The sequence below is a fragment of the Muricaecibacterium torontonense genome (genome assembly GCF_004793925.1).
GTDB lineage: Bacteria > Actinomycetota > Coriobacteriia > Coriobacteriales > Atopobiaceae > Leptogranulimonas > Leptogranulimonas caecicola.
On sequence record NZ_SRYE01000002.1, the window covers coordinates 311055 to 326421 of the forward strand.

Annotated in this window: 15 protein-coding genes and 5 tRNA genes; all 20 read left to right on the forward strand. The window is 59.9% G+C overall.

The window, feature by feature from the left end; translation table 11 throughout:
• The first annotated feature begins 1 nt into the window (after window position 1).
• The 20 genes from ispD (at window position 2) to rpoB (ending at window position 15367) form a co-directional block, all read left to right on the forward strand.
• Window positions 2-766: a 2-C-methyl-D-erythritol 4-phosphate cytidylyltransferase gene (ispD, locus tag E5334_RS04270; RefSeq protein WP_136012360.1), complete on the forward strand. Its 765-nt coding sequence runs from the start codon at window positions 2-4 to the stop codon at window positions 764-766.
• The gene (gene ispF / locus E5334_RS04275) at window positions 767-1249 is read left to right on the forward strand and encodes a 2-C-methyl-D-erythritol 2,4-cyclodiphosphate synthase (RefSeq protein WP_136012361.1); all 483 of its coding nucleotides are present in this window, start codon (window positions 767-769) and stop codon (window positions 1247-1249) included.
• A 14-nt stretch (window positions 1250-1263) separates the two neighbouring features.
• Window positions 1264-2067 carry a serine O-acetyltransferase gene (gene cysE, locus E5334_RS04280; RefSeq protein WP_136012362.1) on the forward strand — a complete coding sequence of 268 codons (804 nt, stop codon included), beginning with the start codon at window positions 1264-1266 and terminating at the stop codon, window positions 2065-2067.
• Window positions 2068-2069: 2 nt separating this feature from the next.
• Window positions 2070-3551: a cysteine--tRNA ligase gene (gene cysS / locus E5334_RS04285; protein ID WP_136012363.1), complete on the forward strand. Its 1482-nt coding sequence runs from the start codon at window positions 2070-2072 to the stop codon at window positions 3549-3551.
• A 107-nt stretch (window positions 3552-3658) separates the two neighbouring features.
• Window positions 3659-4792: a 23S rRNA (guanosine(2251)-2'-O)-methyltransferase RlmB gene (rlmB, locus tag E5334_RS04290; RefSeq protein WP_275438924.1), complete on the forward strand. Its 1134-nt coding sequence runs from the start codon at window positions 3659-3661 to the stop codon at window positions 4790-4792.
• Window positions 4785-5345, forward strand: coding sequence for an NYN domain-containing protein (locus tag E5334_RS04295; protein WP_265592072.1), 561 nt, complete (start codon window positions 4785-4787; stop codon window positions 5343-5345). The genes rlmB and E5334_RS04295 overlap by 8 nt, the downstream gene beginning before the upstream one ends.
• 80 nt (window positions 5346-5425) lie before the next feature.
• Window positions 5426-5501: transfer RNA gene (locus tag E5334_RS04300), tRNA-Thr, on the forward strand.
• 191 nt (window positions 5502-5692) lie between these two features.
• Window positions 5693-5776, forward strand: a tRNA-Tyr gene (locus E5334_RS04305).
• Between the two features lies 1 nt (window position 5777).
• Window positions 5778-5853: transfer RNA gene (locus E5334_RS04310), tRNA-Thr, on the forward strand.
• Window positions 5854-5863: 10 nt separating this feature from the next.
• Window positions 5864-5940 (forward strand) — tRNA-Met (locus tag E5334_RS04315).
• Between the two features lie 105 nt (window positions 5941-6045).
• On the forward strand, window positions 6046-7236 hold the full coding sequence (tuf, locus tag E5334_RS04320) for an elongation factor Tu (protein WP_136012364.1): 1191 nt from the start codon (window positions 6046-6048) through the stop codon (window positions 7234-7236).
• Window positions 7237-7463: 227 nt separating this feature from the next.
• Entirely contained in the window at window positions 7464-7613 is a 150-nt protein-coding gene (rpmG, locus tag E5334_RS04325; RefSeq protein ID WP_136012365.1) for a 50S ribosomal protein L33, read from the forward strand.
• 18 nt (window positions 7614-7631) lie between these two features.
• Window positions 7632-7707: transfer RNA gene (locus E5334_RS04330), tRNA-Trp, on the forward strand.
• A gap of 78 nt (window positions 7708-7785) precedes the next feature.
• Complete coding sequence (gene secE / locus E5334_RS04335) at window positions 7786-8136, forward strand: preprotein translocase subunit SecE (protein WP_136012366.1); 351 nt, start codon at window positions 7786-7788, stop codon at window positions 8134-8136.
• Window position 8137: 1 nt separating this feature from the next.
• A complete protein-coding gene (nusG, locus tag E5334_RS04340; protein WP_136012367.1) occupies window positions 8138-8680 on the forward strand; it encodes a transcription termination/antitermination protein NusG in 543 nt (180 codons plus the stop codon).
• 144 nt (window positions 8681-8824) lie between these two features.
• Window positions 8825-9256 (forward strand): 50S ribosomal protein L11, encoded by a 432-nt coding sequence (gene rplK, locus E5334_RS04345; protein ID WP_136012368.1) that lies wholly within the window; start codon window positions 8825-8827, stop codon window positions 9254-9256.
• A 117-nt stretch (window positions 9257-9373) separates the two neighbouring features.
• On the forward strand, window positions 9374-10078 hold the full coding sequence (gene rplA, locus E5334_RS04350; RefSeq protein ID WP_136012369.1) for a 50S ribosomal protein L1: 705 nt from the start codon (window positions 9374-9376) through the stop codon (window positions 10076-10078).
• Window positions 10079-10523: 445 nt separating this feature from the next.
• Window positions 10524-11057, forward strand: coding sequence for a 50S ribosomal protein L10 (gene rplJ / locus E5334_RS04355; RefSeq protein WP_136012370.1), 534 nt, complete (start codon window positions 10524-10526; stop codon window positions 11055-11057).
• Window positions 11058-11186: 129 nt separating this feature from the next.
• Window positions 11187-11567 (forward strand): 50S ribosomal protein L7/L12, encoded by a 381-nt coding sequence (rplL, locus tag E5334_RS04360; protein ID WP_136012371.1) that lies wholly within the window; start codon window positions 11187-11189, stop codon window positions 11565-11567.
• Between the two features lie 290 nt (window positions 11568-11857).
• Window positions 11858-15367, forward strand: coding sequence for a DNA-directed RNA polymerase subunit beta (rpoB, locus tag E5334_RS04365; RefSeq protein ID WP_136012372.1), 3510 nt, complete (start codon window positions 11858-11860; stop codon window positions 15365-15367).

The window sequence follows — 15367 nt, forward strand, 5'->3', positions numbered from 1 at the left end:
CATGGGGCTCTGCCAGACGGCCCCTAGTGCCTGCCACCTCAAAGTATGCGGGGCCCAAAGCGACGTGGCGGTGGTTATAGTGGCCGGTGGCTCAGGGGAGCGCTTTGGCGATCCCCGAGGCAAGGCGCTGGTCCCCATCGCAGGACGCCCTCTGGTGGCCTGGTCGCTTTTAGCTGCCGATAAGGCCCAATCCACCCTATCCCTTACCTTGGTGTGCCGTCCGCAAGATCGCCTCGCCATGGTTGAGGCAGTGGCAGCTCTCGATCTTTCCCATCCGGTGACGCTGGTGGACGGTGGCGCCACCCGTCAAGAAAGCTGCCAGGCGGGCATTATGTGCGTGTCGCCGCAAATCCCCTTCATCTCAGTGCAAGATGGGGCGCGTCCTCTCACCACCCCAGAGACCTTCGATGCAGTGGCTCGACGCGTGCGGCAGGATGAGAATTTGGCCGGGGCCATTGCCGGCTGGCCTGTCACAGACACCATCAAGCGGGCTCACGACGGGATCATCGAGTCTACCCAAGACCGCTCCTGCCTGTGGAGCGCCCAGACGCCCCAGCTCTTCAGGGCGCCTTTGCTGCGCGAAGCCTATCGGCAGGCCGCTTACCATAGACTCTCGGTGACCGATGACGCCTCGGTGGTGGAGGCCATGGGTTTATCGGTAGCATTGGTAAGTGCCCAGCGCATCAATCCCAAGCTCACTGTGCCAGATGATTTTGCGTTTATCGAGGCAGAGCTAGGAGCCCGAAGTCTCAGAGGAGTGTGCTAGATGCTCAGGATAGGCCATGGATACGACGTCCATAGATTCCAAGAGGGCCGCCCCCTGGTGTTGGGAGGCGTCGCCATTCCTTGCGGGCGGGGGCTTTTGGGCCACTCGGATGCCGACGTATGCGTTCATGCCCTGATGGATGCGATCTGCGGGGCAGCGCGGCTAGGGGATATCGGGCAGCTGTTCCCTGACACGGACCCCGCCTATGAAGGAGCCGATTCCTTGGGACTGCTCGCCCAGGTGATGGATCGGGTTCGCGCCCTGGGTTATGAGCTTTTGGACTGCGACTGTACCATCGCCGCCCAGGCTCCTAAGCTGGCTCCCTATCGTCAGGCCATGCGCCAGGCGATGGCAGGCGCCCTCAAGGTCCCCGTCGACTCTGTGGGTCTCGCAGCCACTACCACAGAGCGTTTGGGTTTTGTGGGCCGTGAAGAGGGTATGGAGGCTTGGGCGGTGTGCCTTCTCGAAAGCCGTCCCTGCTAACGATTGGATCTCCTTTGTTTGCTCGACTAAAAGAAGATATCGAAGCCTTTCGCGCTCATGATCCCGCCGCTACCTCAACCGTCTCTATCCTGCTTAACTCTCCGGGCATGCGGGCCATCTGGGCCTATAGGCGCCAGCATTGGCTCTGGACTCATGGCCACCGGCTCTTGGCCCGGTGCCTCTCTACGCTCTCCCGTCACCGTTTTGGCGTGGAAATCCACCCGGGAGCCACCATTGGGCGCCGTTTCATCATCGACCATGGCATGGGCATCGTTATCGGCGAGACTTGCATCATCGGCGATGACTGCATGGTGTATCAGGGGGTGACTCTGGGTGGCACTGGCAAGCAGACGGGCAAACGCCATCCCACGTTGGGCGACCGTGTGACGGTAGGCGTGGGGGCTGCCGTGCTTGGCGACATTACCTTGGGCAACGACTCCAAGGTGGGCGGCGGTGCCGTGGTGGTAAAAGACGTGCCGGAAGGTTGCACGGTGGTGGGCATCCCCGGCCATATCACCACCCGTTGCGGCGTGCGGGTTCACAGAGGCGCTGCCGCCAACGACGGCCGTCGTCGCTCCTATCTGCCAGACCCTGTCGAGCAAACCATGGACATCCTGAGCGCACGCATCGCTCAGCTGGAGGAAGAAGTGGCGGAACTGCGCGCTCAGTCTCCCCAGCCGCCAACGAAGCTTGAGACCTCAAAGACGACCTTGCGCCAATCCGGTTCGGCCGCCGCGCCTTTAGCGGATGCGGTACTATCCCAAACAGCCCAAAAGCCAAAGGCACAGGCAAACGATGCCGACGCCTCCAAGGAGTAGCCATGCTCATCTACAACAGCCAGACTCACAAGAAGCAGGAGCTCGTGCCCGTCGAGCCGGATCATATTTCCATGTATGTCTGCGGCCCCACGGTCTACGACCAGATTCACATTGGCAACGGCCGCACCTTCCTGTCCTTCGACGTGATTCGCCGCTACCTCATCTATAAGGGCTATCAGGTGACCTTCGCCCAAAACCTCACCGACGTTGACGACAAGATCATCCAACGAGCTTCCGAGGAGGGCGTCTCTGCCTCCGAGCTGGCCCGCACCTACTCCGACGCGTTCATCGAGCAGATGGACCGCCTGGGCGTCCTTGCCCCCGACATCCGCCCTCGTGCCACCCAAGAGATCGACGCCATGATCGACATGATCTCAGGCCTCATCGATCAGGGACATGCCTATTCTGCCGACAACGGAGACGTGTACTTCTCGGTACGTAGCTGCGAAACCTACGGCAATCTCTCGGGCCGCAATGTCGATGAGCTTTTGGTGGGCGCTCGCATCGAAGAAAATACCGATAAGAACGACCCTCTGGACTTTGCGCTGTGGAAAGCCGCAAAACCTGGCGAACCGGCTTGGGAATCTCCTTGGGGGCTTGGGCGTCCTGGCTGGCATACCGAGTGCTCGGCCATGGTCCATCGCTACTTGGGCACTCCCATCGATATCCATGGCGGCGGCTCTGACCTTATCTTCCCGCATCATGAGAACGAATGCGCGCAGGCCACCTCCTGCTGGCATGAGCCGCTGGCCAATCTTTGGATGCACACGGGCATGCTGAGGGTGGACGGTGAGAAGATGAGCAAGTCGCTGGGTAATTTCTACACCCTCAAAGAGGTGCTGGACCGCTATCCCGCCGACGCCCTGCGCTTGCTGATGCTGCAAACCCACTATCGCTCGCCGTTGGATTTCTCCTTCAGCCGGCTTGAGGGCACCTGCCAGAGCCTGGAGCGTCTGCGCGGGACCGTCAAGAACCTCAAGTGGGCCGCCGAGCAATCCGAGGACGCCTCTGGGCAAGATGCCCAAGCTGTGCAAGAGTTGGCCGCAGCCATCGACGAGGCGCGCTCAGCCTTTGTGGGCGCCATGGACGACGATTTCAACACCTCGGCGGCACTGGCTGCCATCTTTGCGCTGGCCACCAAGGCAAACACCTATCTTGACCAGGCGAAAAACCAGGTCTCCACCTCGGTGACCTTGCGGGCCATGGATACTCTCATCGAGCTTCTGGGCGTCTTGGGCGTAGAGTCTGTGCGCCCCGCCGATGATGAATATCCTTTAGAAGTTGTCGAACTGGCCCGCGAGGTGGCCGGCTATGAGGGTAATGACCCTACAGAAGCGGTATCTGCGCTCATTGAAGCCCGCGCACAGGCGCGCCAGGAGAAGAACTGGGCGACGGCCGATGCTATCCGTGACGGTATCAGCGCGCTGGGTCTCGTAGTAGAGGATACGGCTGCCGGTACGCGTATTACGCGTCAGCAGGCCTAAACAGGCTCACTTTTCTGCCGGCCTTCAAGAGGAGCTCTTGGGAGGCACGGCTTTTGAGGGCAGGCAGGGGGAGCGTCAAGGCATCGGCGCGGGTCGAAAGGATAGTCATGGCACAGCACACGCAAGGACGCGGAGGCTCTCGAGGAGCCCAGTCTGGCCGCTCGGGTCGCGCCCAGGGTTTTGGGTCTTCAAAAAAGAACTCCAAGCCGCAAGGAACCAGAGCCTGGAGCAGCGAGGACGGCCGCCAGTGGCGAAGCCCGGACGGCCGTAAGGCGGGCATCGCCGGTAAAGTGGCTGCCTCTCCCAAGAAGGGCACAAATAAGGCAGGTCGAGGCGGCAAGGGTTTCTCGGCCCGGGGGCCCAAGGGAAGCAACAGCCCCCGCATCTCCTCTGTCGACAGCAAGAACTTGGTCGAAGGCCGTCGCGCGGTGGACGAGGTGCTGGCAGCCAATATCCCTATCAAACGGGCGCTCATTGCGGTGAGCAAGGGCAACCAAGACCCCAAGCTGGCGCGCATGGCGGCGGAGTTTGAGGCCGAGGGCATCCGTGTGGACCGGGTGTCCAAAGCTCGGTTGGACGGCCTGTCGAGCCACGGCGCCCACCAAGGCATCATGGTGGAGCTCGCAGCCTTTCCCTATGCAGACATCGAGGACATTGTCGCTGCCGCCGGCGATGGAGACGCCTTGGTAGTGGTGCTCGACCACGTGGTGGACGAAGGCAACCTGGGGGCTATCGTCCGCTCTGCCGAGGTCGTGGGCGCCTCCGGCGTTATCATCGCTCGAGACCGCGCTGCCTCGGTGGGAGTGGGAGCCTATAAAACCTCTGCAGGGGCCGTGTTCCATGTGCCCATCGCCCAAGTGCCCAATATCGCCAAGGCGGTGGACCGCCTCAAGGAAGCTGGGTTCTGGGCCGGAGCAGCCTCAGAGCACGCTGCTGATACCCTGTGGAGCGCCCCCATGGGCGGTCGCTTCTGCCTGGTCATGGGCTCTGAAGGCGATGGTGTGAGCCGCCTGGTGATGGATCGTTGCGACTTCTCCTGCCGCCTGCCTCAGCGCGGCCAGGTGGAGTCTCTCAATGTGGCCCAAGCGGCCACGGTCATGGCCTACGAGTGGCTGCGTCGCACCACCGGAGGCGCCGACACCGCCGATCTCGAGGAGGCGAAGGCCCAGGATACCTTTGATCCGCTGGGCGACGATACGGGCATCGGCTCGTTTGAGGCGGCCGAGAAGATCAATGGCTAAGCGCTCATCTTTACCTTTGCTCGTGGTAGATGGCTACAACGTGCTCTATGCAGACCCTCGCTATGAGGCGCTCTTCGACAAAGAGGCTCCTCAGAGCCGTCTGGGAAATGATCCATTCAATCGGGCGCGCCAGGCGCTCCTGGCCGACGTGGCTGCCTTTGCTCAAGGCTCTTTTGACCCCGTGATCGTCTATGACGGCGCCAACAACCAAAGCGACGAGAGGCCGGAGACAAGAGCCGCAGGGGTGAGGGTTGTCTTTTCTCGGCGAGGGGTGTCTGCAGACTCTGTCATTGAAGAGCTGGTGACCCAAGCCCGCGAAACAGGGCGTCTTGTCACCGTGGTGACCGGTGACGCCACCATTCAAGCCACGGTGGAAGGAGCGGGTGTCACCCGCATGTCCAGCCGAATGATGGTCCATGAGGTGCAAGTGATGAACGCTGGCATCGAGGCAGAGCGCCAAGAGCGCTCTCTATCCAAGATGACCTTGGCAGATCGCATAGATCCAGCCACGCGCGCCAAACTAGATGCCCTTTTGGGCAGACGAAAAAGCTAGAAGGCTAACAACAGAGCCAGATTGGGTTCTTGGCGACGGTAGAGCCTTGGGCAAGGTTGGGTTAGAATGTCTTCCGTGTCGCTGATGTAGCTCTAACGGTAGAGCAGCTGACTTGTAATCAGCCGGTTGCAGGTTCGAATCCTGTCATCAGCTCCAGGCAATTGCGTGCCCACAGTACCCTAAATAGGTAGTGTGGGCACTTCGTTTACCTGGGGGTTTATGCCACCTGTGAAGAACTAATGGGAGGGATACGCCCGGCTCAGGGGAATACGTTGACATCTTTCTCCGTAGGTCGTAGTATTCTTTCCGCGTTGCAGGGCCGCGAGCCTTGCACTGCTTGAAAACTTGGGGATATGGCACAGCGGCAACTGCGGCGGACTGTAAATCCGCTCCCTCTGGGTTCCTTGGTTCGAGTCCAAGTATCCCCACCATGCCCGTGTAGCTCAGTCGGTAGAGCACTTCGTTGGTAACGAAGAGGTCACCGGTTCGAATCCGGTCGCGGGCTCCATTTCAAGCACGGCGGTGTAGCTCAGTTGGTCAGAGCACGCGGTTCATACCCGCGGCGTCACTGGTTCGAATCCAGTCACCGCTACCAGCGTTCAAGCGGCACGGGCCTTCTAGGCGCGTGCCGTTAGGCATATAAAGTTAGGCATCATTGGCTGCGAAACAGAGAACCCTGTTTCCAGAAGGAGGAACTCACATGGCCAAGGAGAAGTTTGAGCGTACTAAGCCGCATGTCAACATTGGCACTATCGGCCACGTCGACCACGGCAAGACCACGCTGACGGCCGCTATCACCAAGGTTCTCTCCGAGACCCCTGGCTGCAAGGCAAACTTCACCGCATTCGAGGACATCGATAAGGCTCCCGAGGAGCGCGAGCGTGGTATTACCATCTCCGTCGCTCACGTTGAGTACGAGACCGAGAATCGTCACTATGCTCACGTGGACTGCCCTGGCCACGCTGACTACATCAAGAACATGATCTCTGGTGCAGCTCAGATGGACGGTGCCATCCTGGTTATCGCCGCTACCGACGGCCCCATGGCTCAGACCCGCGAGCACATCCTGCTTGCCCGTCAGGTGGGCGTGCCCTACATCGTCGTGTTCCTCAACAAGTGCGACATGGTTGACGACGAGGAGCTCATCGACCTGGTCGAGATGGAGACCCGCGACCTCCTGTCCGAGTACGACTTCCCCGGCGACGACCTGCCTATCATCCGCGGCTCCGCACTGGGCGCCCTCAACGGCGAGGAGAAGTGGGTCGAGCAGATTCGTGCCCTCATGACCGAGGTGGACAACTACATTCCCACCCCTGCCCGCGACAACGAGAAGCCCTTCCTGATGGCCGTCGAGGACGTCATGACCATCTCTGGCCGTGGCACCGTTGCTACCGGCCGTGTCGAGCGCGGTCAGCTGCGTCTCAACGACCCTGTCGAGATCGTTGGCATCAAGCCCACCTCTTCTTCCGTGGCCACCGGCATCGAGATGTTCCGCAAGTCCATGGACTTCTGCGAGGCTGGCGACAACGTGGGCATCCTGCTCCGTGGTGTTAAGCGCGAGGAGATCGAGCGCGGCCAGGTTCTCTGCAAGCCCGGCTCTGTGACCCCTCACAAGAAGTTCACCGCTGAGGTCTACGTTCTGACCAAGGAGGAGGGCGGCCGTCACACCCCGTTCTTCGATGGCTATCGTCCTCAGTTCTACTTCCGCACCACTGACGTAACCGGCAACATCTCCCTGCCTGAGGGCGTCGAGATGGCTATGCCTGGCGATCATGTCACCATTACCGGCGAGCTCATTCACCCCATCGCCATGGAGGAGGGCCTGCGTTTCGCTATCCGCGAGGGCGGCCACACCGTAGGCGACGGCCGTGTTGCCACCATCATTGAGTAACTTCTCTCTTTGATTTTTGTGAGCCCGGCGCATCTTTTCCAGATGCGTCGGGCTTTTTAATGGCTGCGCCACACGCCCTCTAGAGGAGGGTCAATTGCGGCCAATCCGTGTATCGATGGATTTCGCACTATCTACCATTGACGGACCGTCGCAATGATGGTAGCGTAATCACTCGCGCCGTGGCTCTGCATGCTCATCGCGGCCTGCACCTCTGGAAGGACTTATTCATGCGTACTCTCGTCACCCTCGCCTGCAGCGATTGCAAGCGTCGCAACTACACCACCTATAAGAACAAGAGCACTCATCCTGAGCGTATGGAGCTCAAGAAGTACTGCCGTTGGTGCGGTCACCACACGGTGCACAAAGAGACCCGCTAAGATAAGAGGGTCACTCACAGGCCAGTAGCTCCAATGGTAGAGCGGCGGTCTCCAAAACCGTTTGTTGTGGGTTCGAGTCCTACCTGGCCTGCCAGCTATTACCACCGGCCCTCCCTCAAGGGACGGGCCGGTTTTTTTATCTGTCTACACTGATTCTCGGAGGATGCCGTCCATGGCAAACAAGGAGCGCAACAAGCGAGCTGCTCGTAAGGCACGTCAGGCTGAGCGTCAGCGCGCCGAGGCTCAGACCCTGGCGCAAAACCAGACGCCTGCAGCCCCCGCCAAGGATACGAGCACTAAGGCTGTGAAGAAGAGCGGCAAGCCTGGTTTCTTCCAGCGTGTGCGCAACTACTTTGGCGATGTCCGCTCAGAGATGCGCCGCGTCTCTTGGCCCACTCCTGCCGATCTCAAGAGCTACACAGTGGCTGTCATTGTGATCCTGATGATCTTTGGCGTTGCGACCTGGCTCATCGATTCTGGCGTTGTGGCTGCCCTTATCGGCTTCTCTGGCTTGAGGGGCTAACATGGCCAAGCATTGGTACGTCATCCACACCTACTCCGGTTACGAGAACAAGGTCAAGAACGACCTTGAACGTCGAATCGAGTCCTATGGCTTGGGCCGTCAAGTGACTGACATCCAGATCCCCGTAGAGGAGGTCACGGAGGTCAAGGAGGGCGGCAAGCGCGAGACCAAGGAGAACAAAGTGTTCCCGGGTTACGTGCTTGTGCGCATGGAGGCAGACGACAATTCCTGGTCTGTAGTGCGTAACACCCCGGGCGTGACCGGCTTCGTGGGCATTGACGGCAAGCCCGCGCCTCTTACTCGCGCCGAGTTCAAAAAGATGATGGGCCATGGCGCCAAGGAGGGCGAAGCAGCTCCTCGTCGTACCGTCACTGATTTTGAGCCCGGTCAAGCGGTCCATGTGGAATCTGGCCCCCTGGCAGATTTCGATGGTACGGTATCCGAGGTCAATCCGGAGACTGGCAAGCTCAAGGTCATGGTCATGATCTTTGGGCGCGAGACTCCGGTGGAAGTAGATGCCGACCAGGTGTCTATCATCCACTAATCATAGCTTTGCCTAAGGCGCGAGGATGCCCTGGCGCCTTAGGCATGACTACAAGGCTTCTTTGATGTCCTTCGTTTTGGTGAGAAACGCTTCTGTGGGGCATCTTGGATAGAGCATTGCAACAACGTACGAAAGGCACTAACGATGGCCCCTAAGAAAAAGGTCGCTAAGTTCATCAAGCTTCAGATCCCCGCTGGCGCTGCCAACCCCGCTCCTCCGGTAGGCCCCGCCCTGGGTGCTGCCCAGGTCAACATCATGCAGTTCTGCCAGGCGTTCAATGCTGCCACCAAGGATCAGGCTGGCGACATCATCCCTGTGGAGATCTCTGTCTACGAAGACCGCACCTTCGACTTCGTGTGCAAGACCCCTCCCGCAGCCAAGCTCATCTTGAAGGAGCTGGGCATCAAGAGCGGTTCTTCCGTCCCTCAGCGCGACAAGGTCGGCCAGCTCACCGACGAGCAGCTCACCAAGATCGCTGAGATCAAGATGCCCGACCTCAATGCCAACGACATCGACCATGCCAAGCGTATCGTTGCCGGCACCGCCCGTTCCATGGGCGTCACCATCGCCGAGTAGCCTCATCAAGGGGAACTCTTTGTCCTGTAGCGCACCTCAGATGCGCGGCTCTGCAGACCGCAGAGCAACGATGTGGGAGGACGCCATTGCGCCCGTTGACCACAGGAAGGCATTCCTATGCCCAAGCACGGAAAGCAGTATCGCGACGCAGAGGCCAAGATCGAGAACCGCCTCTACACCCCCAAGTCTGCCATGCAGACTGTGAAGGAACTCTCCTTCGCCAAGTTCGATGAGACCGTCGAGGCCTCCATTCGCCTGGGTGTCGACACTCGTAAGGCTGATCAGAACGTTCGTGGCTCCATCTCCCTGCCCCATGGCACCGGCAAGTCTGTGCGCGTCGCCGTCTTCGCCGAGGGCGAGAAGGCCCGCGAGGCCGAGGAGGCCGGTGCCGACGTGGTGGGCGGCGACGATCTGGTAGCCGCCATCCAGGCTGGCAACATCGACTTTGATGCCGCTATCGCCACGCCTCCCATGATGGCCAAGGTCGGTCGCATTGGTAAGATCCTGGGTCCCCGTGGCCTCATGCCCAACCCCAAGCTGGGCACCGTCACCATGGATGTGGCCAAGATGGTGAGCGAGCTCAAGGCTGGTCGTGTGGAGTATCGTGCCGACCGCTACGGCATCGTGCATGTCCCCATGGGCCGCGTTTCCTTCTCCTGCGAGGACCTCACCGAGAACTACGCCGCCCTCATCACCGAGCTCATTCGCGTCAAGCCCTCTTCTGCTAAGGGCAAGTATGTCAAGAGCGTAGCCTTCTCCTCTACCATGGGCCCGGGCGTCAAGGTCGACCCCACCATGATCCGCAACCTCCTGGAGGATTAGGGATCCATCTGACGGCCACTTTGCCGTCCCGCCATCGCACGTGTAGCGCCCTGCTCACCACAGGGCGCTTTCTTTTTACCGAGAAACCCTCACCCAGGAGGCGGATACCGGTGGGTGGGAAGGGTTTCTCGGCAAGGTTGGAGCCTGTAAGCATCTGTGAGCTGAGGGTTCGTGGAAGCTCCGTGAACAGAGATGCTGTGAATCGCTTTTGCTTGACAGGGAGTGAGAAACGTCCATACTAGCAACGTCATGCCATCGCATGTCCGCTGCCAGAGACAGCCGGCGCCGCCCTTGCGGCTTAATGGGATATCCCGCCTGCCGAGGTGGTTCTCGATACATCGCATTCGGGGCCCCGTCTGGTTTTCGGACGGGGCTTTCTTTGTGGAGCAGAGAGGTCCCGTGCTCGCACGGATATGCCCGATCCGCCCATAAAGGAGGTGTACCTATGCCGTCTAAGAAAAACGTGGAGATGCTTCAGGAGGTCAACAACTCCCTGGACTCCTCCAAGGGTCTGTTTGTCATCGATTATCGCGGCCTTACCGTAAAGGAGGCCCAGGAGCTTCGCCGCAAGCTTCATGAGGCCGACGCCGAGATGAAGGTGTACAAGAACAACATCGTCAAGATCGCTTTGGCTGAGCACGATATGCCCAATATCGACGAATATCTCGAGGGCACCACGGCTTGCGTGTTCTACGCCGTGGATCCCGTAGAGGCTGCCAAGGCCATCAAGACCACTTCTAAGGAGCTCAACAAGGTCGAGTTCCTGGGTGGTATCTCTGACGGTCAGGCCATCAACGCCGACCAGGCGCTGGCCATCGCAGACCTTCCCTCTCGCGAGGAAATGCTGGCTCGTCTGGCTGCAGCTTGCGCTGCTCCGCTCACCGGTATCGCCCGTGTGTGCAACGGTCCTATGCAGGGTCTGGTTACCGCGCTCACGGCTGTCGCCGAGAACGCAGAGTCTGGTCAGCAGGCTGCCTAGCCTGTCTGCTCGATCAGGCGCCCGCACGCCAACCGCATGGTTGGCCCGCACTGTCTTTCAGGGGTCTAATCAGACCCATTCGTTGGGGGACATCATCTGTGTCCCGCTTACTTAAGAAGGAGATCAGCAATGGCTGTCACCAAAGATGAGATCATTGAGGCCATTAAGGCCATGCCCGCCCTGGAGCTCTCTGAGCTCGTGAAGGAGCTCGAGGAGACCTTCGGCGTCTCCGCCGCCGCTCCCGTCATGATGGGCGCTATGCCCGCCGCCGGTGGCGCCGCTGAGCCCGCCGAGGAGAAGACCGAGTTCGACGTCATCCTCGAGGGCTTCGGCGACAACAAGATCGCCGTCATCAAGGAGGTCCGTGGCCTCACCAAGCTCGGCCTCAAGGAGGCCAAGGAGCTCGTGGAGTCTGCTCCCAAGCCCATCCTCGAGGGTGTCAAGAAGGACGAGGCCGAGGCCGCCAAGGAGCAGCTCGAGAAGGTTGGCGCTGCCGTTACCGTCAAGTAACTGGTGCCTTATCTCTAGGCCTTAGCTTTTAGTTTTCATAAAGAGCTTGCGGGTCCTCTTCTTTTGGAGAAGGGGGCCCGCTTTTTTGGCATAAAAGGAGTGGATGATTTTCTCGGCGTCAATTCTGGCCGAGAAAAGCCATCCACATAATCTTCATATATTAAGATCACAAGACCCCAGCTCAGAGCCTAAAGTGCTGTAGTTTATCTGAATCTGTTCTGATGTCAATAGTTGCATTGACTCAGCTTTGTTTCTTGGCTAGATTACTAATTTACGACAATTGCCGCTATATGCCGTTTCAAAGGAGGAAATGCCTGGTGCGTACCGCAAACTCTCCCGTCACCTCCACAGACGCTACGGGCCGCGTGAGCTTCAGCAAGATTAGCCCTGCGATGGAGCTGCCCAACCTCATCACCGTCCAAAAGGAATCTTTCGAGCGTTTCATGGGGGAGGGGCTCGCGAATGCCTTCGCAGAGAGCTCTCCTATCGAAAACAACGCTGGCACTATGGAGATTACCTTTGGCACCCACGAGTTTGGCGATCCGGCCCATACTTTGGCCGAGTGCCGCGCCAAAGACCTCACCTACCAGGCCCCTCTTTTGGTGGAGGTTCGCTTCACCAACAAGGAGACCGGTGAGATCAAGGAGCAGCTGGTGTTCATGGGCGACTTCCCGCTTATGACAGACCGCGGCACCTTCATCATCAATGGCACTGAGCGCGTGGTGGTATCCCAGCTCGTACGTTCCCCCGGTGTCTACTTCTCTAAAGAGCTCGACAACAATGTCGACGTCTACAAGGTGCAGTTCATTCCTGCACGTGGCGCTTGGCTCGAGTTTGAGATTGACAAGAAGGGCAAGCTCATCGTCTCCGTTGACCGCAAGCGTCGTCAGAGCGCCACCTTGATGCTTCGCGCTTTGGGCCTCGCTGAGACCGACGAGGAGATCACCGAGCTTCTGGGCGAGTCTGACGTGTTGGCTGACGCTCTGGCCTCTGATACTGCTAAGACCCGTGAAGAGGCGCTCATCGAACTCTACAAGCGTCAGCGCCCCGGCGAACCTGCCACAGTGGATGCTGCCCGTTCGCTTTTGGACAGCCTGTACTTCAATCCTCAGCGCTACGACCTGGCTCGCGTAGGTCGCTACAAGATCAACAAGAAGCTCGATCTTGATGTGGCTGAAGGCGTCAACGTGCTCACCCCAGAGGATATCGTGGCTGCCCTTCGTTACCTGCTGGCTCTGCGTGACGGCGATGCCACCAAGAAAGTGGACGACATCGACCACTTTGGCAATCGTCGCGTGCGTACCGTGGGCGAGCTGGTGCAAAACCAGTTCCGCATCGGTATGAGCCGTATGGAGCGCGTGGTGCGCGAGCGCATGGCATCCCAGGATCCCGATGACATCACGCCTCAGTCTCTCATCAACATTCGCCCCATTGTGGCAGCTATCAAAGAGTTCTTTGGCTCTTCTCAGCTGTCGCAGTTCATGGATCAGGCCAACCCCCTTTCTGGCCTTACTCACAAGCGTCGTCTCTCTGCCTTGGGACCTGGTGGTCTGGCGGGCCATAAGTCTGGCTCCAGCCGCCGCACCAACGTGCCTACCGCAGTGCGCGATGTCCACAACTCCCACTATGCACGCATGTGCCCCATCGAGACGCCCGAAGGCCCCAACATCGGTCTTATCGGCACGTTGGCGCTCTTTGCCCACGTGAACGAGTACGGCTTCATCGAGACGCCCTACCGTCGCGTGGTGGACGGCTGCGCCACCGACATCATCGACTGGATGACGGCAGACGAGGAAGAGGATCACATCATTGCCCCTGCCGATACTCCCATCGACAACAAGACCGGCCGCTTCGTGGAGTTGGATCCCTCGGGCAAGCTGGTAGAAGCCGAGCGTGTCGTAGCCCGTACCCGCGACTATGACGGCTCCTTTGGCGCCCCTGCTGAGACTCCCGTGACAGACATCGACTACATGGACGTGTCGCCTCGCCAGATGCTCTCTGTAGCTGCCACCCTCATTCCCTTCCTGGAGCATGACGATGCAAAGCGTACCCTCATGGGCGCCAACATGCAGCGTCAGGCAGTGCCCCTCATCCGTCCTGTGGCCCCTCTGGTGGGTACCGGCATGGAGTACCGCGCCGCTCTGGACTCCGGCGAGTTGATCTGCTCGGCACACGACGGCACCGTAGTAGAGGTAGACGCCGCTCACATCGTGGTCGATGCCGGCGACGAGGGCCTTGAGCGCTACGACCTGCCCAAGTACGAGCGTTCCAACCAGTCCACCTGCATCAACCATCGTCCTATCGTCGAGGTGGGCGAGCGCGTGGTAGCAGGGCAGCCCCTGGCCGACTCCACTTCTGTGGACCACTCCGAGCTAGCGCTGGGCGCTAACCTCACGGTGGCCTATATGCCGTGGGAGGGCTTCAACTACGAGGACGGCATCGTCATCTCTGAGCGCGTGGTGCAAGAGGACCTGCTAACCTCCATCAACATCTCCCGTCATGAGATCGACGCCCGCGACACCAAGCTGGGCTCTGAGGAAATCACCCGCGAGATCCCTAATCTCTCCCAGGATATGCTGGCCAATCTGGACGCAGACGGCATCATCCGTATCGGCGCCGAGGTAGGCCCGGGCGACATCTTGGTGGGCAAAGTGACGCCTAAGGGTCAGACTACCCCCACAGTGGAGGAGCGCCTGCTGCACGCCATCTTTGGCGCTAAGGCCCATGATGTGCGCGACACCTCCCTCAAGATGCCTCACGGCGCCTATGGTCGAGTGGTAGACGTGGTGCGCTTCGCACGTGAGAACGGCGACGAGCTGCCTCCCGGAGTCAACGAGATGGTGCGCGTCTTTGTGGCCCAGCGCCGCAAGATCCAGCAGGGTGACAAGATCGCCGGCCGTCACGGCAACAAGGGCGTGGTCTGCAAGGTGCTGCCTGTGGAAGACATGCCCTACATGGCCGACGGCACCCCCGTAGACGTCCTTCTGGACCCCCTGGGCGTACCTTCCCGTATGAACGTGGGCCAGCTGCTCGAGTGCCACATCGGTTGGTGCGCCGCCAATGGCTGGGATACCGAGAACGCCAACTCTGAGACCTATGTGCCTGGTCCCATGCCGGTCTCTACGCCCGTCTTCGACGGCGCCACTGGCGACGAGGTGGCTGAGTGCATCCGTCGTACCAACACCAATCTCATCAACCGCGCCAAGGAGGAGTACGGCGACGCCATGATGGAGTCCTTCGTGCCTCAGCTCAACTCCTTTGGCAAGACCACCCTTTATGACGGCCGCACCGGCGAGCCGTTCAACGACAAGATCACCGTGGGCACCAGCTACATCCTCAAGCTGGGCCACATGGTCGACGACAAGATCCACGCCCGCTCCACTGGTCCTTACAGCCTCATCACTCAGCAGCCCCTGGGCGGCAAGGCGCAGTTTGGCGGCCAGCGCTTCGGCGAGATGGAGGTCTGGGCCCTCTATGCCTATGGTGCGGCCAACGTCCTCCAGGAGATCCTCACCATCAAGTCCGACGACACCAACGGTCGCGTGAAGGCCTACGAGGCCATCGTCAAGGGCGAGAACGTCCCCGACGCCTCTATCCCCGAGGCCTTCAAGGTGCTGGTGAAAGAGATCCGTTCGCTCGCCCTGGATATCGAGCCTATTGTCTACAAGACCGAGGAGGCGCCTTCCCAGGTGCCCGTTCAGGTCACCGAGGATGCCGTAGACGTGTTTGCTGGTGCAGACGACCTTATTGGCGCCCCCACCGTAGACCTCGTTGCCGACATCGATTCCGAGAAGGAGTAG

Excerpts from the sequence above, each read along its gene's own strand:
- ispD (WP_136012360.1), top strand. The coding sequence starts at position 2 with ATGGGGCTCTGCCAGACGGCCCCTAGTGCCTGCCACCTCAAAGTATGC.
- ispF (WP_136012361.1), top strand. The coding sequence starts at position 767 with ATGCTCAGGATAGGCCATGGATACGACGTCCATAGATTCCAAGAGGGC.
- cysS (WP_136012363.1), top strand. The coding sequence starts at position 2,070 with ATGCTCATCTACAACAGCCAGACTCACAAGAAGCAGGAGCTCGTGCCC.
- rlmB (WP_275438924.1), top strand. The coding sequence starts at position 3,659 with ATGGCACAGCACACGCAAGGACGCGGAGGCTCTCGAGGAGCCCAGTCT.
- E5334_RS04295 (WP_265592072.1), top strand. The coding sequence starts at position 4,785 with ATGGCTAAGCGCTCATCTTTACCTTTGCTCGTGGTAGATGGCTACAAC.
- tuf (WP_136012364.1), top strand. The coding sequence starts at position 6,046 with ATGGCCAAGGAGAAGTTTGAGCGTACTAAGCCGCATGTCAACATTGGC.
- rpmG (WP_136012365.1), top strand. The coding sequence starts at position 7,464 with ATGCGTACTCTCGTCACCCTCGCCTGCAGCGATTGCAAGCGTCGCAAC.
- secE (WP_136012366.1), top strand. The coding sequence starts at position 7,786 with ATGGCAAACAAGGAGCGCAACAAGCGAGCTGCTCGTAAGGCACGTCAG.
- nusG (WP_136012367.1), top strand. The coding sequence starts at position 8,138 with ATGGCCAAGCATTGGTACGTCATCCACACCTACTCCGGTTACGAGAAC.
- rplK (WP_136012368.1), top strand. The coding sequence starts at position 8,825 with ATGGCCCCTAAGAAAAAGGTCGCTAAGTTCATCAAGCTTCAGATCCCC.
- rplA (WP_136012369.1), top strand. The coding sequence starts at position 9,374 with ATGCCCAAGCACGGAAAGCAGTATCGCGACGCAGAGGCCAAGATCGAG.
- rplJ (WP_136012370.1), top strand. The coding sequence starts at position 10,524 with ATGCCGTCTAAGAAAAACGTGGAGATGCTTCAGGAGGTCAACAACTCC.
- rplL (WP_136012371.1), top strand. The coding sequence starts at position 11,187 with ATGGCTGTCACCAAAGATGAGATCATTGAGGCCATTAAGGCCATGCCC.
- rpoB (WP_136012372.1), top strand. The coding sequence starts at position 11,858 with ATGCCGTTTCAAAGGAGGAAATGCCTGGTGCGTACCGCAAACTCTCCC.